This is a genomic window from Streptomyces sp. NPDC020489 (genome assembly GCF_044386545.1).
Taxonomy (GTDB): Bacteria; Actinomycetota; Actinomycetes; order Streptomycetales; family Streptomycetaceae; genus Streptomyces.
This window is the reverse complement of sequence record NZ_JBIRUZ010000005.1, coordinates 337349-361133: the sequence shown is the minus strand read 5'-3', so window position 1 is coordinate 361133 and position 23785 is coordinate 337349. Positions and strand designations below refer to the sequence as shown.

At 71.1% G+C, this 23785-nt stretch carries 21 protein-coding genes; 10 read left to right on the top strand and 11 right to left on the bottom strand.

The window, feature by feature from the left end:
• Positions 1–46 precede the first annotated feature (46 nt).
• Entirely contained in the window at positions 47–2167 is a 2121-nt protein-coding gene (locus ACH41F_RS15580; protein ID WP_391230977.1) for a PQQ-dependent sugar dehydrogenase, read from the top strand.
• Positions 2168–2248: 81 nt separating this feature from the next.
• Here the strand turns inward: ACH41F_RS15580 and ACH41F_RS15575 are convergent, their stop codons facing one another.
• The 5 genes from ACH41F_RS15575 to ACH41F_RS15555 all read right to left on the bottom strand — a co-directional run bounded on the left by ACH41F_RS15575 (position 2249) and on the right by ACH41F_RS15555 (position 7999).
• Positions 2249–4393: a glycoside hydrolase family 9 protein gene (locus tag ACH41F_RS15575; protein ID WP_398835860.1), complete on the bottom strand. Its 2145-nt coding sequence runs from the start codon at positions 4391–4393 to the stop codon at positions 2249–2251.
• 140 nt (positions 4394–4533) lie between these two features.
• On the bottom strand, positions 4534–5886 hold the full coding sequence (locus ACH41F_RS15570; RefSeq protein WP_391231532.1) for an RICIN domain-containing protein: 1353 nt from the start codon (positions 5884–5886) through the stop codon (positions 4534–4536).
• Between the two features lie 165 nt (positions 5887–6051).
• Entirely contained in the window at positions 6052–7290 is a 1239-nt protein-coding gene (locus ACH41F_RS15565; protein ID WP_391230979.1) for a DUF1427 family protein, read from the bottom strand.
• Positions 7287–7433, bottom strand: a complete 147-nt coding sequence (locus tag ACH41F_RS15560) for a DUF1427 family protein (protein WP_391230980.1) — start codon at positions 7431–7433, stop codon at positions 7287–7289. The genes ACH41F_RS15565 and ACH41F_RS15560 overlap by 4 nt, the downstream gene beginning before the upstream one ends.
• A 5-nt stretch (positions 7434–7438) precedes the next feature.
• Positions 7439–7999 (bottom strand): quercetin 2,3-dioxygenase, encoded by a 561-nt coding sequence (locus ACH41F_RS15555; protein WP_398835856.1) that lies wholly within the window; start codon positions 7997–7999, stop codon positions 7439–7441.
• Between the two features lie 200 nt (positions 8000–8199).
• Here ACH41F_RS15555 and ACH41F_RS15550 point away from each other — a divergent pair, with 200 nt between their 5' ends.
• Entirely contained in the window at positions 8200–8643 is a 444-nt protein-coding gene (locus ACH41F_RS15550) for a MarR family transcriptional regulator (RefSeq protein WP_391230982.1), read from the top strand.
• A 659-nt stretch (positions 8644–9302) separates the two neighbouring features.
• Here ACH41F_RS15550 and ACH41F_RS15545 read toward each other — a convergent pair.
• Positions 9303–10535, bottom strand: coding sequence for an LPXTG cell wall anchor domain-containing protein (locus ACH41F_RS15545; RefSeq protein WP_398835853.1), 1233 nt, complete (start codon positions 10533–10535; stop codon positions 9303–9305).
• Positions 10536–11016: 481 nt separating this feature from the next.
• Between ACH41F_RS15545 and ACH41F_RS15540 the strand changes: the two genes are divergently transcribed.
• From ACH41F_RS15540 to ACH41F_RS15530, 3 genes are all read left to right on the top strand, one after another.
• Complete coding sequence (locus tag ACH41F_RS15540; protein WP_398835850.1) at positions 11017–12732, top strand: PHP domain-containing protein; 1716 nt, start codon at positions 11017–11019, stop codon at positions 12730–12732.
• A complete protein-coding gene (locus ACH41F_RS15535) occupies positions 12729–13241 on the top strand; it encodes a hypothetical protein (protein ID WP_398835847.1) in 513 nt (170 codons plus the stop codon). The genes ACH41F_RS15540 and ACH41F_RS15535 overlap by 4 nt, the downstream gene beginning before the upstream one ends.
• A gap of 98 nt (positions 13242–13339) precedes the next feature.
• Positions 13340–13576 carry a hypothetical protein gene (locus tag ACH41F_RS15530; RefSeq protein ID WP_398835845.1) on the top strand — a complete coding sequence of 79 codons (237 nt, stop codon included), beginning with the start codon at positions 13340–13342 and terminating at the stop codon, positions 13574–13576.
• Between the two features lie 224 nt (positions 13577–13800).
• Here ACH41F_RS15530 and ACH41F_RS15525 read toward each other — a convergent pair whose 3' ends face one another.
• Together ACH41F_RS15525 and ACH41F_RS15520 are read right to left on the bottom strand one after the other, a co-directional pair.
• Entirely contained in the window at positions 13801–15450 is a 1650-nt protein-coding gene (locus ACH41F_RS15525; RefSeq protein ID WP_398835842.1) for an FAD-dependent oxidoreductase, read from the bottom strand.
• A 38-nt stretch (positions 15451–15488) separates the two neighbouring features.
• Complete coding sequence (locus tag ACH41F_RS15520) at positions 15489–16403, bottom strand: diiron oxygenase (RefSeq protein WP_391230988.1); 915 nt, start codon at positions 16401–16403, stop codon at positions 15489–15491.
• Positions 16404–16623: 220 nt separating this feature from the next.
• Here ACH41F_RS15520 and ACH41F_RS15515 point away from each other — a divergent pair, with 220 nt between their 5' ends.
• The 4 genes from ACH41F_RS15515 (at position 16624) to ACH41F_RS15500 (ending at position 19278) form a co-directional block, all read left to right on the top strand.
• The gene (locus tag ACH41F_RS15515) at positions 16624–16890 is read left to right on the top strand and encodes a hypothetical protein (protein ID WP_391230989.1); all 267 of its coding nucleotides are present in this window, start codon (positions 16624–16626) and stop codon (positions 16888–16890) included.
• Between the two features lie 230 nt (positions 16891–17120).
• On the top strand, positions 17121–17324 hold the full coding sequence (locus ACH41F_RS15510; protein ID WP_391230990.1) for a hypothetical protein: 204 nt from the start codon (positions 17121–17123) through the stop codon (positions 17322–17324).
• 264 nt (positions 17325–17588) lie between these two features.
• Positions 17589–18647: a YhjD/YihY/BrkB family envelope integrity protein gene (locus ACH41F_RS15505; protein WP_391230991.1), complete on the top strand. Its 1059-nt coding sequence runs from the start codon at positions 17589–17591 to the stop codon at positions 18645–18647.
• 82 nt (positions 18648–18729) lie between these two features.
• Entirely contained in the window at positions 18730–19278 is a 549-nt protein-coding gene (locus tag ACH41F_RS15500) for a phosphatase PAP2 family protein (RefSeq protein ID WP_391230992.1), read from the top strand.
• A 143-nt stretch (positions 19279–19421) separates the two neighbouring features.
• Here ACH41F_RS15500 and ACH41F_RS15495 read toward each other — a convergent pair whose 3' ends face one another.
• Together ACH41F_RS15495 and ACH41F_RS15490 are read right to left on the bottom strand one after the other, a co-directional pair.
• Positions 19422–19931 (bottom strand): ATP-binding protein, encoded by a 510-nt coding sequence (locus ACH41F_RS15495; RefSeq protein WP_391230993.1) that lies wholly within the window; start codon positions 19929–19931, stop codon positions 19422–19424.
• 259 nt (positions 19932–20190) lie between these two features.
• Positions 20191–20472, bottom strand: a complete 282-nt coding sequence (locus tag ACH41F_RS15490; protein WP_391231533.1) for an ANTAR domain-containing protein — start codon at positions 20470–20472, stop codon at positions 20191–20193.
• Positions 20473–21220: 748 nt separating this feature from the next.
• On the opposite strand from ACH41F_RS15490, the gene ACH41F_RS15485 reads away from it, so the two are divergent.
• On the top strand, positions 21221–22426 hold the full coding sequence (locus ACH41F_RS15485; protein ID WP_391230994.1) for a Cmx/CmrA family chloramphenicol efflux MFS transporter: 1206 nt from the start codon (positions 21221–21223) through the stop codon (positions 22424–22426).
• Here the strand turns inward: ACH41F_RS15485 and ACH41F_RS15480 are convergent.
• Positions 22398–23543, bottom strand: a complete 1146-nt coding sequence (locus ACH41F_RS15480) for an FAD-dependent monooxygenase (protein WP_391230995.1) — start codon at positions 23541–23543, stop codon at positions 22398–22400. The genes ACH41F_RS15485 and ACH41F_RS15480 overlap by 29 nt on opposite strands.
• Positions 23544–23785: the final 242 nt, after the last annotated feature.

Genomic DNA, 23785 nt, shown 5'->3' with positions numbered 1-23785 from the left:
ATTTCGCCTGGCTTTTCACCTGCATGCCAGACCAAAGGAGTTCTGAGTGCGCAACAGACGGATCGTCACCCTCGTGGGTGCGGCTGCGTTGGCCGGAGCCGTCGGGCTCCTGCCGCTCTCCGTGGCCGAAGCCGCCAAATCAGACCCTGTGCCGCCGAATTCGTCGGACTTCCAGAAGGTCACCCTCAACGACCGCCCCGGCGAGCCCATGGCTCTGGCCGTCCTGCCCGACCGGCGGGTGCTGCACACGGCGCGCACCGGAGAGGTCCGCATCCACGACCCCAAGAGCGGCGTGAACTTCCTTGCCGCCGACATGAAGAAGAGCCCCGCCGGGCTCTATCAGCACGACGAGGAAGGCGTGCAGGGCATCGCCCTCGACCCCGGCTTCGCCAAGAACCGCTGGGTCTACCTCTACTACTCGCCGCGCCTCGACACCCCCGTGGACGACCCGGCCACCCCGGGCGTCAACGAGGGGGACGCGCCGCAGTTCGGCACGGCCCAGGACTTCGCCAAGTACAAGGGCGTCACACGGCTTTCGCGGTTCAAGCTCGTGGGCAACAAGCTCGACTTCGCCAGCGAGCAGAAGGTCATCGACGTGCCCGCCGACCGTGGCATCTGCTGCCACGTCGGCGGCAAGATCGACTTCGACCACAAGGGCAACCTGTTCCTGTCGACCGGCGACGACTCCAACCCCTTCTCCTCGGACGGTTACGCCCCGCTCGACGACCGCCCGGACCGCAACCCGGCCTACGACGCGCGACGGACGGCGGGCAACACCAACGACCTGCGCGGCAAACTGCTGCGCATCAAGGTCAAGCCGCGCGGCGGCTATTCCATACCGAAGGGCAACCTCTTCGCGCAGGGCACCGCGAAGACCCGCCCCGAGATCTACGCCATGGGTCTGCGCAACCCGTTCCGCTTCGGCGTGGACGACAGGACGGGCGAGGTCTATGTCGGCGACTACTCGCCCGACGCCAACACCGCCAACCCGGGCCGCGGCCCCGCCGGCCACGGACGCTGGATGGTCATCGACCGTCCCGCCAACTACGGCTGGCCGTTCTGCGTGACCCAGGACATGCCGTACCAGGACTACGACTTCGCCACCCAGACCTCCAGCGGCGCGTTCGACTGCGCCAAGCCGGTCAACGACTCCCGCCACAACACCGGCCGCAGCGAGCTGCCCCCGGTCGAGGACGCGGAGATCGTCTACGGCTACGGGGCCTCGGCGGAGTTCCCCGAGCTCGGCACCGGCGGCATCGGCCCGATGGGCGGCCCGGCGTACCGCTACGACCGGCACAACAAGGCCGCGAACCGCTGGCCCCAGTACTTCGACGGCAAGCCGCTCTTCTACGAGTGGACCCGTGACCAGATGAAGGCCATCACCCTCGGCAAGAAGAACGAGGTCCTGAAGATCGAGGACGCCATCCCCTCGATCAAGACGGACGGCCCGATCGACGCGGAGTTCGGCCCGGACGGCGCGCTGTACGTCCTCGAGTACGGCACCGGGTACTTCGCGGAGCTGCCCGAGGCCCAGCTCTCCCGCATCGACTTCACACGTGGCAACCGCACCCCGGAGCCCAAGGTCGCCGCGGACGTGGTCAACGGCACCAGCCCGCTGACGGTCCAGTTCTCCAGCGCCGGCACGAAGGACGCGGACGGCGACGCACTGCGCTACGCCTGGGACTTCGACGCCGACGGCACCGTGGACTCCAGGGAGGCGAACCCGAAGCACACCTACGACAAGAACGGTGTCTACGACGCCACGCTGAAGGTCACCGACAGCACCGGGCGCTCGGCCTCCGCCTCCGTTCCCGTGGTGGTCGGCAACAAGGCGCCGGTCGTCGCCCTCACCACCGACCCGGCTCCGCACGGCGGCACCCCGTTCCACTGGGGCGACACGGTCACCTGGCAGGTCACCGTCACCGACGACCAGCCGGTGGACTGCTCGAAGGTCACCGTCTCGTTCATCCTCGGCCACGACTCGCACGGTCACCCGCTGTCGACGAGCACCGGCTGCTCCGGGTCGTTCAAGACCTTCGTGGACGGCGGTCACAGTGGTTCGGACAACCTGAAGGCGGTCTTCAACGCCACCTACACCGACACGCCCCCGGCCGGCCTGCCGGCTCTCTCGGGCAGCGCCGAGGTCGCCCTGACCCCGGCTGACTGATCGTCGGCGACGACACCACGACGGGGCGCCCTTTCCGAGGGCGCCCCGTTCGTGGGCGGACGTGTCACTCCACCCGCCCGGTCAGGCGCAGGCGCCCCCGTTCAGAGTGAAGGGGGCGGGAGCGGGATTGCCGCCGCTGAGCGAACCCTGGACCCCGAAACTCGCCGTCCCGCCCGGTGCGATCACCCGGTTCCAGTCGGTGTTGCGGGCCACGACAGCCGTCCCGCTCTGCGTGACGGTCGCGTTCCAGGCACTGGTGACACGCTGGCCACCCGGGTAGCCCCAGGTCAACTGCCAGCCCTCGACAGGGGATTGGCCCGTGTTCTTGACGGACACCGTCGCCGTGAAGCCGTCGCTCCAGGCGTTGTCCACCTTGTACGTCACCGTGCACGCCGCGGCAGGCGGTTCCCCGCCGGTGGACGTCCGCTCGGCGGCGTAGGCGGCCAGCCACGCCAGCGGGGCGTTCCAGTTGACCGCCACCTCGTTGGTGGAGTACGAGCCGATGTCGTCGACGTAGCAGGCGGCGGGCGCGCATCCGCCCAGCTTCTGCTGTGCCACCGGGTCCTGCAGGCCGCTGTTGGGGCCGCCCGCGAGTGAACCCGCCGGGGGGTTGGGCAGCGAGGCGTCGGACTGGTGCGCCCAGAAGCGGTGATGCTGGTTGCGGGAGTCCTTCTCGCCGTAGCCGGTGACGTAGGACTGGCCGAGGGCGTTGCGGCCGAGGAGATAGTCCATCGTCTCCAACACGCCGGTGCGGTAACGCCCGTTGCCGGTCAGCTCCCCGGCGACGGCCAGGACGATCGCGTTGTTGCCGACCATGCTGTTGGAGCCCCAGACGTACCCGTCCGCCGGGAGGGGGACGGCGTAGCCCTGGGCGGCCATCCGGGACAGGTGGTTGTCGGCGGCCGACGTCACCGAGGTGCGCACGCGCGCGAGGTCGGAGGCGGGCAGCCCGTTGGGGACGGTGGCCAGGGTGAGCCGGCCGAGGGCGGCGGTGTCGGCCCAGCCGAAGCCGTAGGAGGTGAAGGCGTCGGCGGAGGTGTGCCAGGACGAGGACGTCACGGCGTCCCGGTAGGTGCTCTCGCCGGTCGTCGCGTACAGCTCGGCGGCCGCCCAGTAGAACTCGTCCGTGACCCGGGTGTCGCCGTAGGCCCCGCCCCCGGTGCTGTCGGAATCCGGCGCGTACATCGCGGGGTTGGCCTGGGCCGCCGTCCAGGCCCGGCGGGCGGCCGCCAGGCAGCGGTCGGCGAAGGCCGCGTCGTACGGGCGGAAGACCCGGGCGCACTGGGCGGCGCTCGCCGCGAGGTTGAGGGTCGCCGCGGTGGACGGGCGGTGCAGCTCGCGCTGTTGGCCGTCCTGCTCCGGGCGGGTGGGGATGCCGGTCCAGTTCGCGTCGTGGATCTTGTGGAAGGCCATGCCCGCGTACGGCTTGCCCACGGGCACCTGCATCCGCAGGAGGAAGTCCAGCTCCCAGCGCGCCTCGTCCAGGACGTCCGGGGTGCCGTTGCCGCGTTCGGGGACCCGCAGTGTCGAGTCGCCCAGGGCGCCCGCCGTGCCCGCGCGTTGGGCCCGCTCGAAGGAGTTGACGACCAGCCAGGCGGAGATCCCGCCGTTGACGACGTACTTGCCGTGGTCGCCGGCGTCGTACCAGCCGCCTCTGACGTCCTGGGTGTAGTCGCAGACCCCGGACTGGCAGGGGACGGAGGTGTCTCCCTTGTTCGGCGCGACGCCGAGGTGCCCGGCCGTGTGGGCGTAGGCGGAGCCCACCAGGGAGGCGTCGATGGCGATACCGCTGCGCTGGTGGTAGAAGAACGCCATCGCGTCGGAGCGCAGCCCGTCGTAGAGGTTCGCGCGGATGTCGAACGGGTCGCTGGTGCTGCCGTCCGCGGTCAGGACATAGCCCGAGCCGGGGGTCTGGTACGTCGAGAAGTCGGCGACCTGCACGGACTGGCCGGAGGGGGCGTCGGCGCCGCGCGGGGTGGTGGAACCGGAGGCCACCACGGTGCCGGCGGCGTTGCGCAGCTGCCAGGTGAGCGACTGGGCCGCCGTGGTGACGACCGTGGCGCGCTTGGGCCCGTCGGGCAGGTAACCGACCTGGTTCACGCGCACGGCGCTGGTGGCCGCGGCGGCGGTGGGGGCGGTCAGGACGCCACCGAGGAGGAGTGAGCTGGTCAGCAGGGCGACGGCGAGGGGCCTGCTGTGGTGACGTAGCGAGACGAACGTGGGCATCAGCGGCTCCTGATGGGGGATGTGCGCATGAGGTGGGAGCGCTCCCACTGGGAGCGTGGCATGGGCACGTCCACCCGTCAATCGGTGTGCACGCGGGAGCCGTGGGCGGCCCGCCCCGCACGCGGCGGGGCGGGCTCCGGTCACTGGCCGGGCGTGAGGACGTAGGTGTTGAGGGTGTTGACCGCGCCGAGCGGGGTGGGGGAGCCCAGGTCGTAGCGGTCCACGGCGAGGTAGGTGGGCTTCTTGCGGGCGGCGGGGGTGCAGAAGTTCTGGGCGCGGTTGAGGAGTTTGCCGTTGTCCGTCGAGGCGGTGGAGGCCATGGGGTAGTCGCGGAAGTGGTTCATCACGAACAGGGGGTGGAAGGCGGACGAGTCGGTGGTGAGCGGTCTGTCGGTGCCCCAGCGGCTGTAGCAGGACCAGTCGGAGCCGCCGATGCCGCCGCCCATGGACCAGTAGTTCTCCACGGTCCATTCGCGCTGGTACATCACCCCGAAGGTGTCCCGCGTGGTCCAGCCGTTCGCGGTGTCACTCGCCCGGGTGCGGTCGCTGAAGATCAGCAGCTGTCTGCCGCGGGCGGCAAGATCGGCCATGGTGGGCCAGCCCTTGGTGGCCACGCCCTCCTGGTCGGGCCGGTACAGCACGTCGTACAGCCCGCTGACCGAGGCGAGGGAGGACTTCAGTACGTCGGAGGAGACGTAGTCCTCCAGGAACACGGTGACGAACTGGCCCGGGTGCGCCTTGAGGAAGTCGACCATCCGCTGGAGGTCGGTGGCCAGCGGCACGGGGTTGCTGACGCCACCGCAACTGTTGTGGCACAGCACCGCCCGGCCCGAGACGGCGTAGTCGTCCAGCATGAAGCCGCGTACCCCGTCGTTGAGTTGCCGGCTGATGCCGTTGCTCTGGTTGGGGAACAGGCTGACCGGGAACGAGGCGAAGTTGCCGTCGGCGCTGTTGGCGAACGCGTTGTGCGAGGTCAGGAAGGTGACCTGATCCAGAGTGCGGGTGTCGCCGGAGGCCGGCGTGGTGGCGTAGGCGGCCGGGGTCAGGTACCAGCGGGCCAGGTCGCCGGACGGGCCGAGCTGTACGGCGGCGGAGTTCGAGGGCGAGGTGGTGAGGTACTGCGACGTCCCGGGCGCGGAGACGGTGTACGTACCGTCGGCGGCGGCCGTGATCGTCCACGCGGTGCCGTCCGCGCCGCACGAGGCGGTGACTGCCGAGGTGCCGCTGCGGCCGAGACAGGTGCCGGACGCGTCGGCGTTCTGGAACTGGTAGCCGCCGCTGACGGCGACCGGGGTCCACTGCTGGTGGTCCTCGTTGCCCTTGGGGTTGTGCGCGGCGACGGTGCCGCCGCTGTCGGCCGCGTTCAGGCCGGTGACGTAGTTCTGGAGATAGACCGTGGACGTGGGGACGGCGGCCGCGGCCTGGGCGGGGTGCAGGACGGGCAGGGTGAGGGCGAGCGCGGCTGTGCCGCACAGGGCGCGCAGGGGGTGCATGCGCACGGGGGGTCCTTTCGCTCCGACACTGGGGGTGATGTGGCAGAGACATGACATATCCGAAGTGGGGGGCAGGTGCCAGGCCTGGCGCGTGAACTGTGGCCGCCCGTTCAGAGGTGCGGGCGGAAACATGGACAAGCGCCCCCCTTCGGGGCCGGGGTCCCGTCAGCGTTGCCGGCCTCCGGCGCGGGTGTGCGGCGTGCCGAGGAGTGAGCCGGCGAAGGCCATGGACGTGGCGAAGCACTGCTCGACGTCCTCGTCCGACAGGCCCGCCCATGCGTGGTCGGCACCAGGGACGGGGCGGAAGTCGACGTGCGCGCCGGCCTGTCGGAGCGCCGCGGCGAGTTGCTCGCCCTGGGCGAGCGGGATGAGCGTGTCGTCGGTGCCGTGCAGGATGAGGAAGGGCGGGGCGTCGGCGGTGACATGGGTGACCGGGCTGGCGGCCCGGGCGCGGTCCGGGGCCGTCGCCAGAGGCGCCCCGATGAGCAGGGCCTCGCGTGTCGTGGGGCTGGCGGGGTCGTAGGCGCCGGGGCGGGACTGCTCGGGCAGCGTGGTGAGGTCGGTGGGCCCGTACCAGGCGATGCAGCCGCGCACCGGGGCGGTGAGGGCCAGCAGGGCGGCTAGATGGGCTCCGGCGGATTCGCCCCAGGTGACGGTCCGGTCGGTGTCCAGGCCCAGTTCGTCGGCGCGGGCGTCGAGATAGGCCATGGCGGCGGTGACGTCCTCCAGCTGGGCGGGGTGGACGGCCTCGCCGGTGAGCCGGTAGTCGAGGCTGGCGACTGCGAACCCGGCCTGTGCGAGGCGGGCGAAGGGGCTGGGCAGCCAGGTACGAAAGCGCGGTCCCATGTCCGTACGGGTGCCCGTCCGCCAGCCGCCACCGTGGAGGTAGACGATGACCGGCACCGCTCCTCGCGGCTCCTCGGGCAGCCACAGGTCGAGTTCCAGTGGCCGGATGCCTTCCGGAGCGGCGTAGACGACGCCGCGCAACAGTCTTGTGCCCGGGGCGGGGTGCGCGGCGGGCACAAGCGGCAGCCGAACGGGGGCGGGCGCGGCGAGAAGGGCGGCGAGCTCAGGCGACAGGGGCATGGGCGGGCACTCTCTTCGAAGGGAACGGGCGTGCGGGTCAGTGCGGTGCGGTCGGCAGGCAGGTGCAGTGGGCAGGCGGGCCAGGGGTGGCGGGGGCGGGGCCGGAGGGGCGCGGTGGCGGGCCACCCGGACGCCCAGCGCCGTGGCCGCGCGTTCCCCGACGCCGATGCCCAGGAGCCCGGTGAGCCCGAGCAGGGCCGGCGCCGGCGCCCTGAGGTCCCAGGCCCAGTACAGGGCGCCCATCGCCAGACCGGCGGCGAAGGAGATCACGATGCGGCGGCCGTACGCGGAGGCGCGAGCCCGGCGCGCGGGCCTCACAGCTTCTCCAGCAGGCTCTGCCCGAGCAGGATGCCAAGCAGGCCGGCCAGTGCGACGGGCGGGGGAGCGGGGGCTTTGACGCGCAGTGCCGCGTACAGCACGCCGACCAGCGCCCCGGCCAGCAGCGCGTGGACGTACGCCATCGCGCTCAACTCCCGGTGCGCCACTGGTGGTCGGGCAGGAACCGCACGTCGTACTCGCGCGGCACGGTGCCGAACTTGTGCGGCTCGGGCACGTAGGGCTGTGCGGGCAGACCGAGCTCCTCGGTGGGCGTGCCGAGGTTCTCGAAGAACCGCTCGAAGGTGCCGCCCGGGCCGGCGGCCACACCGACGATCCGGCTGTGATGGCGCTCGATGCGGTAGGCGTGCGGGCAGTTCTTGGGCACGAATCCGAAGTCGCCCGCGGTGAGGAGCTTTTCGTACTGCTCTCCCTGGAGGTCCTCGACGAAGAGCCGGACCGCGCCGTCCGTGACGTAGAACACCTCGTGGGTCTCGGCGTGGGAGTGGGCGGGGATGAGGTCGCCTTTGGGGCCTTCGACGGTGAAGAAGTTGAAGGCGTTCTCGGTCTGCTCGCCGCCCGCGTAGACGGTGACCAGGTCCGTGAACAGGTGCGAGCGGTCGCCCATGCCCTTCTCGATGAAGTACGGCTTGCCCGGCTCGACGGGGATGCGGGAGCGGGGGCGGTAGCGGGTGGCGAACTCCATGGTCATGGAAGACCTCCGGTGCGACGAGGAAGCAAGAATGTCAGGCTACCTGACATTACGCTGTCGGGGTGCCCCTCTGTGAGGAAGCCGGTTCTGCCGCCCGGGGCCGTCGGTGATCCGTCTCGCGTGCTCGTCGGTGATCTGTTTCGCGGTGCCCGTCGGTGATCTGTCTCGCTATGCTCGACACCCCGTCCCGCCGAGGAGTCATGATCACGCCCGCGCCGAACCTGCCCCAGCTGTTGACCGAGGCCAAGCGGTGGTTCGACGACGCGTTGCTGGCCAGCATGGAGGCCGCGGGCGAACAGCCCGTGACCGTCGCCCAGGCCGCCGTCTTCGCCACCCTGGACGAGGACGGCACCACGATCTCCGAGCTCGCCCGCCGGATCGGCGTCACCCGCCAGACCGTCCACCAGGCCGTGCACGGCCTGATCGGCATGGGCCTGCTGGAGCAGGTCCCCGACCCCGCCTCCGCCCGCAGCCGCCTGATCCGACCCACCGGGGAGGGTGTCCGCGTCCATCATCGGGCCCAGGCCGCGCTCGCCGTGATCGAAGGCGTGCTGGCCGAACGCATCGGCGCCGCCGCCGTCGACGCGTTGCGGCAGGCGCTGGCAGTCTCCTGGGGGGAACCGCCCCTGGTGCGGGCTCCCTGAGTTGCGGGGGGGCTTTGCCTCCGCGGCAGAGTCGAGTGGACACCTGGGGCGTGCCCCGTCAGGTTTGCTCGACCGTGTAGGTGTGTGTTCCGGGCGGCGCGGTCACGGTGTCGCCTGTCGGGCGGCGAAATTCTGCCTCGGTGCCCGGGGGATCGGCGCCGTGAGGGTGAAGTCCCTTTCCTTCAGGCGCCATTGGCTTGCTGTACAACCGTGCGGCAGCGTGCCGGGCTGGCCTCGGCGTCCGGGACGGGCCGGGCAGGGCCGGGCCAGGGGGATGGCGAAGCGCCGGTATCCGGCTTTGCGCGCGTTCGGGGCGGCGGGTGCGGATCGGGGAGACGAACTGGCCGGCCCGGTGCGGGCGCGAAGTGGGGCCGGTGCCCGGTCGAGACCCGCGCGCACGAGGGTGGCCTGGAGAGGGGCCGGGCCGCAACCTTCCGATGGCGTGGGCTGCCGTGTCCGTACCGGGGGCGGCCGGTCGGGGCGGGGGCGCCGTCAGGTGGGCCGCTCCGGGGCGGGGCGGCGGCAACTCACTGCGTGGGCCTCACCGGCGCGGCCGCGGCACCGTCACCGCCTCGGACCGCCGTACTCCGTAGGAAGGCAGCGCGTCGGTGTCCGGCCCGAAGTCCGGACCGGACACCAGCGAGCGCGTCGTACGGTCGTCAGTTCGTGCCCTGCTCCCGGCGGCGGCGCACGATGATGAGCGTGCCCGCACCCGCGACCAGGGCGGCCCCGGCCGCGGCACTGATCGGCAGCGTCGAGGAGCCGGTCTCGGCAAGATGACCGCCGTCCGGCGTTACCCCGCCGCCGCCGCCGATCGACGACGACCCGCCCGCCGAGCTGCTCGGGTCACCGGTCGGGCTGCTGGTCGGGCTGCTGGTCGGGCTGCTGGTCGGACCACTCGTCGGGCTGCTCGTCGGGCCGGTCGGCGTACCGCCCGTGACGTCCAGCGTGATGTCGGCCCTGTCGTTCTCCTTGTTGGGGTCGAACGGCCGTGCTTCGCTGCTCAGCGCCACCGACCCCGTGGCGTCCGGCACGCGCTTCTCGATCTTCAGGTGGAAGGTGTAGGTCTCTCCGCTGCCCTCGTGGAGCGACCGCATGCCGCACACATACTCCGCACCCCTGGCCTGGCAGAACTGGCCGCGCTTGACGACGGACGTCCCGGCGGGAGGTGTGATGCGGACGCTGACGGCCTTGTCCCCCTCCCTGGGCCAGACCCAGGCCGGCCCGGCGTTGGTGAACGTCGCCTTCATCGTCACCGTGTCACCGACGCGCCCCTTCAGCGCGTCACCCGTCACCTGGTAATCGGCCGTGTTGACGGCGGTGACCGGCATGTCGACAACGCTCCTCGAGCCCGCGTCCCCGGCGGGTGCCTGGACCAGTTTCAGCGCCGGCGCGGTTCCCGCCACCGGTTCGGTGCCGTTGTCGTCAGGCGCGGGCTGGACGGCCTCGACCCGCACACGTATCTCCTCGTTGAGCGCGCGGTCCAGCACCTTGACGTCCACGGGCTTGTCCGTGGTGTAGACGGCGCCCGGCTCCACCGCCTGGTCGAACGCGCATGCCGCGGTCCATCTCTCGGGCATCTCGTCGTAGGACGGGATGTGCTGCACGAGGCAGTTGGAGGGCACCGCCGCGAAGTCGAGGCCCCGGGTGACCGAGTAGGAGACCCACACCTTCTCGGCGGTCGCCACGCCCTTGTTCGCCACGGTGGCCCGCATCTCGAAAGCGCCGCCCGGCTTGACCCCGTCGATTGCCTGGATGCCGCCCGCGACCAGTTCGGGCCCGGGTTCATCGCCGAAGGCGGCGGGAGCCGCGGCCAGCGCGATCAGGCAGGCGGCACCCAGGACGCCGGCAGCAGTACGAGAGGCGCGACGGTGGCGCGGGGGCATGGGCATGGGGAAATCCTCTGGTGAGACGTGGTAAAGGGACGGTTCCTGCGAGGAGGCCCAGTCCTTCCCTCGCTAGACTCCCGCCGCTGTCGCAGGGTTGCACGGCCCGCGCCACTTTCGTCCAGCGGGTCACCTCCACGTGCCGGCGTGTGACACCGGTCCCGGTCGCGAGGTCATCGGAGGTCACCTCGGCTGTCCGGCGACCGAGGCACCGTGGCCCTCCGCCGAAAGCCGGTCTTCCGTACGGCTCCCGGTGCCGCGGAGCGGTGTCTCGCGCTCATGACCGCCATCGGCTCCGACTGGCCAACTGTGCGGCGCGCGGTGGTCGTTGGGGCGGCGGAGGGGAATGATGATCCGCCGCGTCCGAGGCGTCTGTCGGCCACTCCCCGCTCGTTCACCGTTCATCTATCGGCTCGATCCTCCACACACGCGGCGCGGTCGCGCGGCGGAAGGCAGCCGCAGAAGGCAGCGGCAACCAGGAGGCGTCATGGGTCACGGACATCACCACCACAGACACGACCACGACCACGGTCACAGTCACGCGCAGGAGGCGGCTCCCGCCCTGCCCGCGGCCTTCGACACCGCCGTACCCGACGATGCCCTCACCCCCGAGCAGCGGTCGCGCCGCACTCTGCTGCGCCGGGCCGGACTGCTCGGCGCGGGGCTGGCCGCCGGGAATGTACTCGGCGGCGCCACGCCGGCCGCCGCCGCGACCGCGAGCGCCCCCTCCGGCGGTCGGCGATCGCACGGGTTCCTGTGGCTGGCCGGTGATCACCACATCCACACCCAGTACAGCAGCGACGGCAAGTACCGTGTCGTCGACCAGGTCCGCCAGGGCGCCCGCCACGGTCTGGACTGGATGGTCATCACCGACCACGGCAGTGCGACGCACGCCAGGATCGGCGTCGACAAGGTGAACCCGGACATCCAGCAGGCCCGGGCCGCCCACGAGGACACGCTCGTCTTCCAGGGCCTGGAGTGGAACATCCCGGCCGCCGAGCACGGCACCGTCTTCGTGCACCCCGGCAAGAACGAGGTCGCCGTCCTCAAGCAGTTCGAGACGGACTACGACGGCAGCGTGAAGGGCGCGAGCGACTCCACGCCCGCCAACGAGGCGCTGGCCGTCGCGGGTCTGACCTTCCTCGCCGAACAGGTGCGCAGGCGCAAGGTGAAGGACGCGCTGATGCTCGCCAACCACCCGGCGCGGCGCGGTGTCGACTCCCCGCACGAGATCCGCGGCTGGCGGGACGCGACCGGCGCGGGCCGCCAGATAGCCGTCGGGTTCGAGGGTGCCCCGGGCCACCAGGCCGCCGGTCTCCCCGGCCCCCTCGGCATGGCCCGCGCCCGCGGCATCTACGACAACAGTCCCAGCGCCGCCTCCTTCGCCGGCTACCCCCTGGAGAGCTACCGCACCTGGGGCGGCTTCGACTGGATGACCGCCACGGTCGGCGGACTGTGGGACAGCCTTCTCGCCGAGGGCAAGCCGTGGTGGATCACCGCCAACAGCGACAGCCACCAGGTCTACGGCGACACCGCGGTGCGTGGACCCGGCGGAGACTTCAACGCCGATGGCCGGTACGAGGACCCGGTGTACGGCGGCAAGATCGACATCACCCAGGGCGACTACTGGCCCGGCCAGTACAGCCGTACGCATGTGGGCGCCGACGGGTTCTCCTACGCCGCGGTGATGGACGGCATCCGCGCGGGCCGCGTCTGGGTGGACCACGGGCAGCTTCTCGGCGGTCTGGACGCCAGGGTCTCGGGCGGCGGCCGCTGGGCCACGCTCGGCGGCGCCCTCCATGTGAAGAGGGGCGCGAACGTCACGCTGACGGTCGATGTGGCGTTGGCCGGAGGTCCCAACTGGGCCGGATTCGTGCCCAGGTTGGCACGCGTGGACGTCATCCGGGGCGCGGTGACAGGTCCGGTCGCGGACAAGGACACGTTCACCGCCCCGACGGCGAAGGTGGTCCGCTCGTTCGAGGTGGACAAGTCCTCCGGCGTGGTCCGGCTGACGTACCAACTCGGCCGCGTGGAAGACCCGTTGTACGTCCGTCTGCGAGGCAGCGACGGCAACCGGTCCGCCGTCGGGGCGATGGGTGCGGCGGTCGACCCGGCGGGTCCGGCGATCGACGTCGTGGGTGACGCGGACCCGTGGCTCGACCTGTGGTTCTACTCCAACCCGATCTGGGTGCTGCCGTCGTGACGCGGTACGCCCTCACCGTGGACCCCGGTGTTCGGGAGCTGCGCGCGGCCGATCACGTACTTCATGAATTGGCGGCCGAACTCGCCCTCGCCGAGGGCGTGTTCGGCTGCACCCACCTGGTGCGGGGAAACCGGCCGCGCGTCGTTCTCTCCTTCACCCTGCCGGTCGAGCCGTTCGTGCGCACCGTCCAGGAGCGGCTCATGGCCCGGGGTCTGGAGGTGCGGGACGGTGTGCCGGATCCGGTGGGCCGTGCGGTGCTGTATCCAGGGGGCGCCGCCCTCACCGGCACGCTGACGGTCGCGGATGTGCTCGCGCGGTCCGCGATCGACCGGGTGACAGTACTGGGCGCCCCCGGCCCGCCGGACCCCGGTACGCCGCTCGTCACGCGCGACCACGTGCGCCCGCAGTGGCAGGACGGGGAGCTCGTACTGACGGCCATGCCGGCGGCCGGGGGCGCCCTCGTCCCGTTCGAGGTACCGGAGCCGACCCCGTGCTGCGCTGACCACTGACATCCAGCCGTGGCGGCTGCCGCCCACCGGCGCACCGCCCTGCCTGGCCCCGACCGCCGACCGCCATGTCATCGCGGAACAGGGGTACTTGAACGGTCATGACTGTGCCGAAGCCGTTGAAGATCGCTCTGCTGGTAGTGCTGACCTACGCCGTGATCGTGCTGTTCATGCACTACCGAAGGGAGGGCATGGACTGGGGGCCGGCGCTCCTGATCGGTCTGCTCGCGACGCCGCTGGCCCTCCTGGCGTCCTGGGGACGGGATCGCCTGAACGGCAAGGCGAGAGAGGCGGGGCTGCGGGCACGGGCCCGCCGTCGAGGCGAGACGACCGAGTGACGCCTGCTCCATCGGTACGCGCCGATTGACGGCTGCTCCATCGGTACGCGCCGATTGACGGCTGCGTGATCCGTATGGGGCGAGCGACGCCTGCGTGATCCACGTGAGTGGGGGCGCGTGCTGCCGGGCACCCGCCCGGCGCCGCCTCCGCCCAGGCCGCAGCCCGGCACCCGTGCCGCTTGTTGCGGGCGGGGTGCCGGGTGATGTGGTGAACCGACTGCGGGTCAGCGGGGCGATCGGCGCCGGGCGGCGGTGACCAGCTCCGTGACGGTGGCGAGCTTGGTGCGCGGTCTGCCGTCCCGCTCCCCGCGCAGGCGCTCGGCCCGGTCGATGGCGGCCATGCCACGGGCGTCCACGACATGCGGCGCACGTCGGCGGGCCAGCCGCGCAAAGGACTTCGGCGTGTGGTCCGGGGCGCGCAGAATGCCGTCCACGGCATCGGCGAGCAGACTGCCGACGGTTTCGGCGGCGCATGTCCGGTTGGCGCCGATACCTCCTGACGAGCCGCGCTTGATCCATCCGACGACGTAGGTGCCGGGCAGCCCGGTCACGCGCCCCTTGTCGTGGGGCACGGTTCCGGTCGCCTCGTCGAAGGGCAGCCCGGGCACCGGTGCGCCGCGGTAGCCGATGGCCCGCACCACCGTCGAGGCGTGCAGCAGTACGTCGCCACCCGCACCGCTGACGCGCACCGCCCGCACCCTCGCGTCCTCGGTGCCGACGAACTCCGCGGGCGCGGAGTGGAAGCGCAGGACGATACGGCGGCCCGGGGCAGGTGGCTGCGCCCAGTCGACCTTCTCGCGCCGTGCGGCACGCAGGAGCGCGGCGGGCTCGTGCGGCCCGGCCGTGTCGATGGCGTCGGCGATGCGCGGGTCATGCTCGTCGACGACCAGCTGCACACCGGGCAGCTGGGTCAGGGCGAGCAGCTCGGGGCGGGTGCAGGCGGCGTCCTGCGGGCCGCGGCGTCCGAGGAGCACGACCTCTCGTACGGCGGCGCCGCGCAGGGCACGCAGGGCGTGGTCGGCGATGTCGGTCCCGGCGAGTTCCTCCGGGTCCGTGACCAGGATCCGGGCCACGTCAAGGGCGACGTTGCCGTTGCCGACCACGACGACCCGCTCGGCGGACAGGTCGACCGCGTCGGGCGCGACGTCCGGGTGGGCATTGTACCAGGCCACGAACGTCGTGGCGGACACGCTCCCCGCCAGGTCCTCCCCGGGGATGCCGAGCCGCCGGTCGGCGGAGGCACCGACGGCGTACACCACGGCGTCGTGATGAGCGGCGAGTTCGTCCGCCGTCACGTGCTCCCCGACCTGAAGCCCCAGCAGCATCCGCACCCGGGGGTGGGTGTGGAACCGGGCGAACGCGTCCCCGATCCCCTTCGTCCCCGGGTGGTCGGGAGCGACGCCGTAGCGGACGAGGCCGCCCGTCACCGGCAGCCGGTCGATGAGCGTGACCTCGGCGTTGGTGTGCAGCAGCAGGTCCTGGGCGGTGTACATGCCGGCCGGTCCCGTGCCGACGACGGCGACACGCAAGGGACGGAAGTCGGCCGGCAGGGCGCGGTCGAACGTCGGGCTGTCCCAGGCGTGGAAGTTCGGGCTGCCCTCGGCGGGTTCGGGCGCCGGGGCATCGGCGAAGTACGCGGCGTTGATGTCGGCGTACGCCTTCTGCGGGCCGGTGAGTTCGTCCACGGGGAAGATGGCGTCGACCGGGCACGCGTCGGCGCACGCGCCGCAGTCGATGCAGGCCCTGGGGTCGACGTAGAGCATCTCGGTGCTGCCGAAGGCCCGTTCCTGCGGTGTGGGGTGGATGCAGTTGACCGGGCAGACGGTGACGCAGGTGGCGTCGGCGCAGCAGGTCTGGGTGATCGCGTAGGTCATGGGGTCCGCTCTGCTCGGCAACGCTGCCGTCGGGTCGGTCAGATCAGGTGGGCACGCTTGTAGAACGCCAGGGCCGGCTTGGTCAGCAGCCCGGTCGTGGCCAGGAACTCCATCAGGCCGGCGCAGCTCGAGCGCATCATGGCCTTGTGGTGCTCGTTGGCGCGTGCCTCGGCGAGCGCCCGCTCGGAGTCCAGTCCGGCGTTGGCGTACACGGACTTGTTCACCATGCTCGTCACGATGACGTAGGCCGCCACGGCGATCACGAACGCGTGGATGTGACGGCGCACCCGTCCCGCCTTCGCCAGGTGACGGCGCGTCTCCTCGCGGGCGAACTTCATGTGGCGGGACTCCTCGACCACATGGATGTTGTTGATGGTCCTGACGAAGGGCACGACCCGCTCGTCGCGCATCCAGTCGCGCTGCATGACGTCGAGGACCTCCTCGGCGACGAGGATCGCCGCGTAGGCGGCCTCGCCGAACGCCAAGGTCTTGAAGGCCCTGCCCAGTTCGATCGCCACCCGGCGCGGTCGGTAGGCCGGCGCCTGGAGCTTCTTGGCGCCGCGGGCGAACATGATCGAGTGCCGGCACTCGTCCGCGATCTCGGTGAGGGCCCACTGGACCGTCTCGTCGGTGGGGTCCTTGGCGTAGACGTCGCGGAGGATCAGCTGCTGGAGGATCATCTCGAACCAGATGCCGGTGCTGGCGACGGAGGCGGCTTCCTGCCGCGTCAGCTCCTTGCGCTGCGCGTCGGTGAGCTCGTTCCAGTACGAAGTCCCGTACAGGGTGCTCCATTCCGGGCTGGCACCGTGGAAGTCCTTGTCCAGCGGGGTCTCCCAGTCCACCTCGGTGATGGGGTCGTAGGAGAGTGTCGCGGCCGAGTCGAGCAGTCGGCCGGCGACCTCGCCGGCCGGAGTGCCGCGCTCGACTCGCGGCCGGGCGGTGCTGCTTGCCATGCTCCCAACTCCTCAGTCTCGATGACGGACCGTCTTCGTCTGTGATGCTTCGTCTGTGGTGCATGCGGCTGTGGTGCGTGCGGTACGGGTCTCCGCCCACCGCCTTGTTAGACGGAATGTATAACAAGGGAATGGGCTGGGCCTACCCCCGGGTAAGTAAGAGTCCGCAGGCCTGTCCGCAGGCGCCGCGTTGTCAGTGGTGGGTGCCATGCTGACCTGCATGGACTGGTCGCAGATCATGCGGGGCCGTGTGTACGGCGCCGACCACGACGATGCCGGGCCCCGGCCGGACCGTGACTACGCAGAACTGGTCGGGGGGCCGCTGGACGGGCTGTTGCTGGACATCACCGGCCGCCCCGAGCGGGAACTGCTGGAGGGGGTGCAACTCCCCACGGAGATAGGCGCCCACGGCCCGGGCGGCCGTGCGCTGTACGTGCTCCGCGCGGCGGGCGGCAGGCACTTGGACTGGCGTGGCGACAGCCCTTGAACGGGCGTCCACCGGTGACCCGAAGTCCACCGGTGCCTAGGTGTCCGCCTATTGCTTCCGCCACCGGATTCCGTGCACGGTCCGCAGGCAGATTCCGCGTTCGGGCCGCGGCCGGACTCGCCGCCCGAACACGGTCTGCACCGTGTGGTCACCAGACCTTCACCTGATGCGGGTCCGGGGCGGCCTTCGGTGGGCACCCGGCCGGTCATCCACCAGGAGGGAACCGGGCCGTGATCGCTGTTGCCGTTGTTCTGCTGCCCGCCCTCGGTGTGCTGTTGTACGCCATGGACCGAGTCGAGGGCTGGCTGTCCGCCGGACCGCCGGCGGCCCGCCACGCCCGCCGCCGTCACCTTCGACTGGTCCACGACGCCGGCTCGTCCGTCGACGAGCACAGTCCGTCTTCGCGGGGGACGCGGCACATCGAGGCGGCGTGACGCTGCCGCAGGGCAGGTCATGATCGGGGCCACCGCCCCGGCGCAGGGGTTCGCACATGACCCCGTCGAGCTCTCCGGCACCACTGCGGGGAGCTCGGCCCTTTTCTGGGCGGGTTCCCGGCGACCCGAAGGGGTCCCGGTGACCTGAAGCGGTCGCAGAGACCTGATGAGAGACCCCGGCCGACCACGCCTCGGGGCACGGTGGAGTTTTCCCAGACCAGCCCAAGGACGATTGGGTGTCCGCCGGGGGGTTACTCGGGCCACATGAAGCTGCATCTTCCAGGGCGTAAAGAGCATCACGGCAGCGACGAGGCTCCGCGTGAGGTCCCGCCGCCGGAAGAGGCGGGCCCCGGGCCCGACGTGGAGCGGCGAGCGCCGGATACACCGACGGAGCTGCCGAAGACAGCGTGGGGTGCCGTGCTGAAGGGCAGCCTGCGTGAGTTCAAGGACGACGAGCTGACCGACCGGGCCGCGGCGCTGACCTACTACGGCCTGCTGTCGCTGTTCCCGGCTCTGCTGGTCCTGGTGTCCATGCTCGGTCTCACCGGCAAGTCCGCCACGGAGTCCGTGCTCAAGAACCTCCAGCAGTTCACCCCGGGCTCCGCCCGCACCATCATCACCGGTGCCGTCGAGCAGCTGCAGAACAACGCCGGTGTCGGCTCACTCATGGCGATCATCGGCATCGTCCTGGCGGTGTGGTCGGCGTCGGGGTACGTGGCCGCGTTCATCCGAGCCGCCAATCGGGTCTACGACATGCCGGAGGGGCGCCCCGTCTGGAAGATCCTCCCGGTGCGGGTCGGTCTGACGGTCGTCCTGCTGGTGCTCGCCGTCATCAGTTCGCTGATCGTCGTCTTCACCGGCACCCTGGCCCGTAAGGCGGGCACGGCCCTCGGGATCGGCGACAGCGCGCTGACGGTGTGGTCCATCGCCAAGTGGCCCGTGCTGGTGATCCTGGTCACGATCATGATCGCGCTGTTGTACTGGGCCACCCCGAACGCCCGGGTCAAGGGCTTCCGGTGGATCACGCCCGGCAGCTTCCTCGCCCTGCTGATCTGGCTGATCGCCTCCGCCGCCTTCGCGTTCTACGTCGCCAACTTCGCCTCGTACAACAAGACCTACGGCACCATGGCCGGTGTCATCGTCTTCCTGATCTGGCTGTGGATCAGCAACCTGGCGATCCTGCTGGGCCTGGAGTTCGACGCCGAGACCGTCCGGCAGCGGGCGATCGCCGGCGGTATGCCGGCCGACCAGGAGCCCTACACCGAACCGCGCGACACCAGGAAGTGGGATGAGCAGGACCTGAAGCGGCTGGACGAGTCGTGACCCCACCACGCAGCGCGTGCGACGAACCGAACCGGACGGACAGGGCTGCTCAGCCCGGGGAGCTTGGGGACAACCGCAGATCATGAGACTGCTGACGGGCCTGTACAAGGCTGATAGGGGACTGACACAGCGAGCCGCTTCCCAGACCCCGCCGGGTGTGGCGAAGGCGCTGTCGGCGGTGGAGGAGTGCGCGGAGAGCTCGAAACTGTGGTGTGGGGCCGCGATCGCCATGGCGTGCCTGGGCGGGTGGCGGGGCCGCAAGGCGGCGGCCGCCGGGCTGGGCGCGCTGGTGATGGCGCAGGTGGTGTCGAACGGTGTGTGCAAACAGCTCGCCGACCGGCCCAGGCCGCCCGTGGAGTGGATCCCGCACGACGAGGTGGAGGACCGCCCGGACTCCTCGTCGTTCCCTTCCGGACATACGGCGGCCGCGGTCGCCTTCACCGCCGCCGTCGCTCCCACGTGGCCGACCGCGGGCGCCCTGTGCGCGGTGCCTGCGGTCATGGTGTCCGTGGAACGGGTGCAGTCCGGCGCCCACTATCCCAGCGACGTGGCCGCCGGAGCCGTCATCGGCCTGGCCAGTGCCTGGCTGGCGCACCGCGTCCCGTCTCTCCTTCTGCGCCACTGGCTGTAGCACGAGAGCCGCGGCTTGCGTGAGCGAAGGGGCTTCCTCCGAGTACGGCCGTGCGCGCGCAGCCGCTCTTGGAAGCCCTACGAGTTCCTGCGAGTCCTTGGCGTTCGGCGCCGGGGCGGTTGATCGGCCCGGGGGCGTCTGCGCTAGACGGCGCGGACGTCGCTCAGGGTGCTTTCCGGCTCGTTCGCGAGGGCGATGCGGGCGGTGACGCGTTTGCCGAGCGGTGTGGGTTGGGCGTCGAAGCCATGGGCGACGGCCATCACGATCTCGAGGCCGTGCCGTCCGATCCGCCCCGCGTCGGCGGCGCTGGCCACGGGCAGCGTCGGCTCGGAGTCGCACACCACCACTTCGACCGAGCCGTCGACGATCCGCAGCTCCATGAGCACCGGGCCGGGAGCGTACTTACGGGCGTTGGTGACCAGCTCGCTCACCACCAGCTGGGTGACGTCCTTGGCGCGCTGCGACACGGACAGCCCGTGCTCGACCTGCGCGCGCACGAGGAACTCGGCCGACAGTCGACGGGCTTCCGCGATACAGGTGCCGTTCCCGTCCAGGGCCACCGTGGTCTGGACAACGTGATCGTCCGACACGGTGGCGTCCTCACCCCCAGGGAATCTGTCCACGTCCACTTTGCCTCTTCTCGCCCCGTTCATTCCCCCGCGCATACCCGAACCAGCCCGAGGCACGCTCACCACCGCTCCCGCCCCCGCTCCCGATGCCGGGCTGTGCTGCCGCTGCCGGGCTGCGACGCTGCCGGTCGGGGGAGCACCTACTGGAATCCACGCTCCATACATTGAAGCTCGGATCAGAAGATACCGAGGGCCTGCTCCTCCTGGACTCGACCGTTCCAGGGCGACTCCTGGGCACGGGGTGTGATCCCTTGTGCAGACGCTCTGTGTGGTCGGCGCGGTTTCATCGAGCGGGTGGTTCCGGGACCTGGGTGGGGCCATGACGGTCGAGTGTGTCTTCCAGCGAGGCGCGGACCTCTGGAGGGATGTCACCCTTCTGCCCCCAGATCAGGATCAGCTCCGCGACGTTCCGGAGCCTGATGTTGGTGTGCTGGGAGACCTCCTTGAGGACGTTCCAGCCCTGCTCCGGGGTGACCCGGCCGAGGGCGATCATCATTCCGATGGCCTGGTCCACGACGGCGTGCGAGGTGATGGCCTGCTTGAGCTGCTGGACTTCCTCTTGCAGCTGGCAGACCCGGCGGTCGGTGTCACTGTCGCGCTGGCGGTCGTGGCCGCGGTCGGGGTCGCCGGACAGTCTGTTCGTCGTCGATGTCACACGACCATCGTGGTCACGGCTGTGGATCGGTGCCACAGGGGCGGCTCCGCCGTGGACAGGAATGGTGACTTTCCTGGGGCGACGGTGTGAGCCGAACCCCCCGGCCGCGCCGGTTCGGCACGCCCGACAGGGACCCGTGGCCACAGGAGGGGACCGGCATCCTCGGCAGTCACGGCAAACGCAGGGTTATCTCTGCTCAATCCGGGTTACTCGCACAGCGTAGCCTTCCGGGCAGCCGCGGCGGCGCTCCCGGCAGGCTTCTTCCGGGGTGTGTCCGGCGGTGTGGGGCTGCCGACACACATCTGCCGGCCCGCTCAGCAGGTCCGAGCGGGCCGGCTCGGGCGTGCCGTGCCACCGACGTCATGCGGGTGGCCAGACCGATGCCCCCGACGCCCTGTGAAAGCACGCAGGCCCATCCGCAGAACCCCACCAAGCAAAACCGAGGTGCCTCGGCGGAGGTTGCTCGGGTAGCGTGCGGGCCATGTCGAGTCCTGAGTCAGACAGGGCGGGGGCTTTCGGTCACGCCGTCAGCCCCCTGAACCACTGAGTACGTAGCCCTGCCGCCGTACCGCGCTCTGCGGTCGGACGGTGTGCTGTCGGGGCTGGCCGCGGTGACGAGATGACCCTCTCGTGCTTCTCCTCACCCCGGAGCCTCTCGATGCCTCTCCCGCTGTATCTGCTTGCCGTGGCCGTCTTCGCCATGGGCACCTCGGAGTTCATGCTCGCCGGCCTCCTGCCGGACATCGCTGCGGACCTGAACGTCACTGTCGGGACCGCCGGCACGCTCACTTCGGCCTTCGCCGTCGGCATGATCGTCGGTGCGCCACTCCTGGCGGCACTGGCCCATCACTGGCCCGCACGGTCGAGCCTGCTCGGGTTCGTCCTCGTGTTCGCGACAGCCCATGTCGTGGGCGCCGTCACACCGAGCTTCCCGGTCCTGTGGGCGACCCGGGTGGTCGCGGCACTCGCGAACGCCGGCTTCGTCGCCGTAGCCCTGACGACTGCCGCCACGATGGTCCCGCCCGACAAGAAAGGACGGGCGCTCGCCGTGCTGCTGTCCGGCACCACGCTGGCCACGGTCTTCGGCGTCCCAGGGGGCTCCCTCCTGGGCACCTTGCTCGGTTGGCGGGCGACCTTCTGGGCTGTCGCCGCTCTCTGCCTGCCCGCGGCCATCGGCATCCTCGCGGGAATCCCAGCTCGTCCAGCGGACGCGGGCGAGCGCGGCGGGCCGACGCTTCGAGCGGAGTTCGCGCAGCTGAAGAGCCTGCGACTGCTGCTGGTGATGCTGCTCGGCGCACTGGTGAACGCGGCGACCTTCGGGAGCTTCACCTTCCTCGCCCCGGTCGTCACCGGCACCGCCGGGCTGAGCGAGTTGTGGATCTCTGTGGCCCTGGTGCTGTTCGGAATGGGGTCCTTCGTCGGCGTCACCGTCGCCGGACGCCTGTCCGACCAGCGCCCCGGCCTGGTCCTCGCAGCCGCTGGTCCGCCCCTGCTCGTCGGCTGGCCGGCCCTCGCCGTGCTGGCCGAGGAGCCGGTCGCGCTGCTAGCCCTCGTATTCGTCCAAGGCGCTCTGTCGTTCGCGCTCGGCAGCACGCTGATCGCGCGGGTGCTCTACGAGGCTGCGGGGGCCGCCACGATGGCCGGTGCCTATGCGGCCGCCGCACTGAACGTCGGCGCCGCCGTCGGACCGCTCGTCGCCGCGGCCACCCTCGACAGCCGGGCCGGTGACCTCGGACCACTGTGGGCAAGCGGGCTCCTGGTGGCCGTCGCGCTGCTCGTCGCGTTTCCCCTGCGTGGGATCGTCGCGGCCGGGCGGAGCACCGAGTCCGTCAGGCTCACGCCGCCCGTGCGGGGCCGGTCGTGAAGAAGCCGACCATCTGCTCCAGTCCGTCCTCGGCGAACATGGTCTCGAGGCTGCGGGCGGACTCTGACGCGGAGGCCTCGCTGCGGGGGAAGAGCGCCTCCTCGTACGCGGTCAGCGCGGCCTCGACGCCGCCGGGGTGGGCGGCGATGGCGAGGGCGAGTTCGGCGCCGTCGAACATGGCGAGGTTGGCGCCCTCGCCGGCGAAGGGCGACATCAGATGTGCGGCGTCGCCGAGCAGGGTGACGCCCGGCACCCGCTCCCAGCGGTGGCCGACGGGCAGGGCGTGGATGCGGCGCGGTGTGATGGTCTCCGCGTCGGCGACCAGGCCGTGCAGGCTCTCGGCCCAGCCGTCGAAGTGGGCGAGGACCGCGGCCTTCGCGGCGTCGTGGTCGCCGAAGTCGATGGTGTCGAGCCAGCCCTCGTCGGCCTTGAGCGCGGTGTAGACGTGGAGGCTTCCATCGGTCTCCCGGTGGGCGAGGAAGCCGCGCTGGTCACCGAGGCAGAGGAAGAACCCGCCGCCGACGAGGTCCGCGCTGCGCGGATGGCGGGTGTCCGCCTCGTACAGGTCGGTCTCCACGAAGGAGATGCCGGTGTAGGCGGGCTCGGCGTCGGAGAGCAGCGGACGTATGCGGGACCACGCGCCGTCGGCTCCGACCAGCAGGTCGGTGGTGATGGCGGAACCGTCGCCGAACGTGACCTCGTGACGGCCGTCGCCGAGCGGGCGCGCACCGGTCACCTTGCGGCCCCAGTGGATCGTGCCCTCGGGCACGGAGTCCAGCAGCAGGTCACGTAGATCGCCCCGGTCGACCTCGGGGCGGTCGCCCTCGCCTTCGTCCGGGGTGGAGACGTGGACGGTGCCGTCCGGGCCGACGAGACGCATGGCCTGGCCACCCTCGTGAATGATCTCGCGGAACTGGTCGTAGAGGCCGGCCGCGTGGATGGCCTTCTGGCCGCTCTCGGCGTGGATGTCGAGCATGCCGCCCTGGGTACGGGCCTGCGGGCCTGCCTCCAGGTCGAACACGGCGGACTCGATCCCGTTGACATGCAGGACTCGTGCGGCGGTGAGGCCGCCTGGGCCCCCGCCGATGATCGCGATGGGGAAGTGGTTGCCGCTCATCGTGGCCTCCGGGATGTGGGCTGGTGGGTGGGCGCATTCTCGGGAGCGCGGCCCGAGTGCGCGGGCTGCCTGACGGCACTGGCGGCGACGCCTTACGCAGTCGGACCTTTCCACCGTAACGAACATGTTCGTAGCGAACAAGTTCGGCGACGCCATCACTGGGCCCTGGCTTGCTGCGGGGGTGGGAGGTGCCGACGACCAGTAACGCCGGACTGACCGCGGTCCGCGGTCAGTGACGCCGG

Coding starts and splice junctions, on each gene's coding strand:
- ACH41F_RS15560 (WP_391230980.1), bottom strand. CDS start 7,433: ATGGCGTACGTCCACGCGCTGCTGGCCGGGGCGCTGGTCGGCGTGCTG.
- ACH41F_RS15515 (WP_391230989.1), top strand. CDS start 16,624: ATGGACTGGTCGCAGATCATGCGGGGCCGTGTGTACGGCGCCGACCAC.
- ACH41F_RS15525 (WP_398835842.1), bottom strand. CDS start 15,450: ATGACCTACGCGATCACCCAGACCTGCTGCGCCGACGCCACCTGCGTC.
- ACH41F_RS15550 (WP_391230982.1), top strand. CDS start 8,200: ATGATCACGCCCGCGCCGAACCTGCCCCAGCTGTTGACCGAGGCCAAG.
- ACH41F_RS15500 (WP_391230992.1), top strand. CDS start 18,730: ATGAGACTGCTGACGGGCCTGTACAAGGCTGATAGGGGACTGACACAG.
- ACH41F_RS15575 (WP_398835860.1), bottom strand. CDS start 4,393: ATGCCCACGTTCGTCTCGCTACGTCACCACAGCAGGCCCCTCGCCGTC.
- ACH41F_RS15485 (WP_391230994.1), top strand. CDS start 21,221: ATGCCTCTCCCGCTGTATCTGCTTGCCGTGGCCGTCTTCGCCATGGGC.
- ACH41F_RS15545 (WP_398835853.1), bottom strand. CDS start 10,535: ATGCCCATGCCCCCGCGCCACCGTCGCGCCTCTCGTACTGCTGCCGGC.
- ACH41F_RS15505 (WP_391230991.1), top strand. CDS start 17,589: ATGAAGCTGCATCTTCCAGGGCGTAAAGAGCATCACGGCAGCGACGAG.
- ACH41F_RS15520 (WP_391230988.1), bottom strand. CDS start 16,403: ATGGCAAGCAGCACCGCCCGGCCGCGAGTCGAGCGCGGCACTCCGGCC.
- ACH41F_RS15495 (WP_391230993.1), bottom strand. CDS start 19,931: ATGAACGGGGCGAGAAGAGGCAAAGTGGACGTGGACAGATTCCCTGGG.
- ACH41F_RS15530 (WP_398835845.1), top strand. CDS start 13,340: ATGACTGTGCCGAAGCCGTTGAAGATCGCTCTGCTGGTAGTGCTGACC.
- ACH41F_RS15480 (WP_391230995.1), bottom strand. CDS start 23,543: ATGAGCGGCAACCACTTCCCCATCGCGATCATCGGCGGGGGCCCAGGC.
- ACH41F_RS15540 (WP_398835850.1), top strand. CDS start 11,017: ATGGGTCACGGACATCACCACCACAGACACGACCACGACCACGGTCAC.
- ACH41F_RS15555 (WP_398835856.1), bottom strand. CDS start 7,999: ATGACCATGGAGTTCGCCACCCGCTACCGCCCCCGCTCCCGCATCCCC.
- ACH41F_RS15570 (WP_391231532.1), bottom strand. CDS start 5,886: ATGCACCCCCTGCGCGCCCTGTGCGGCACAGCCGCGCTCGCCCTCACC.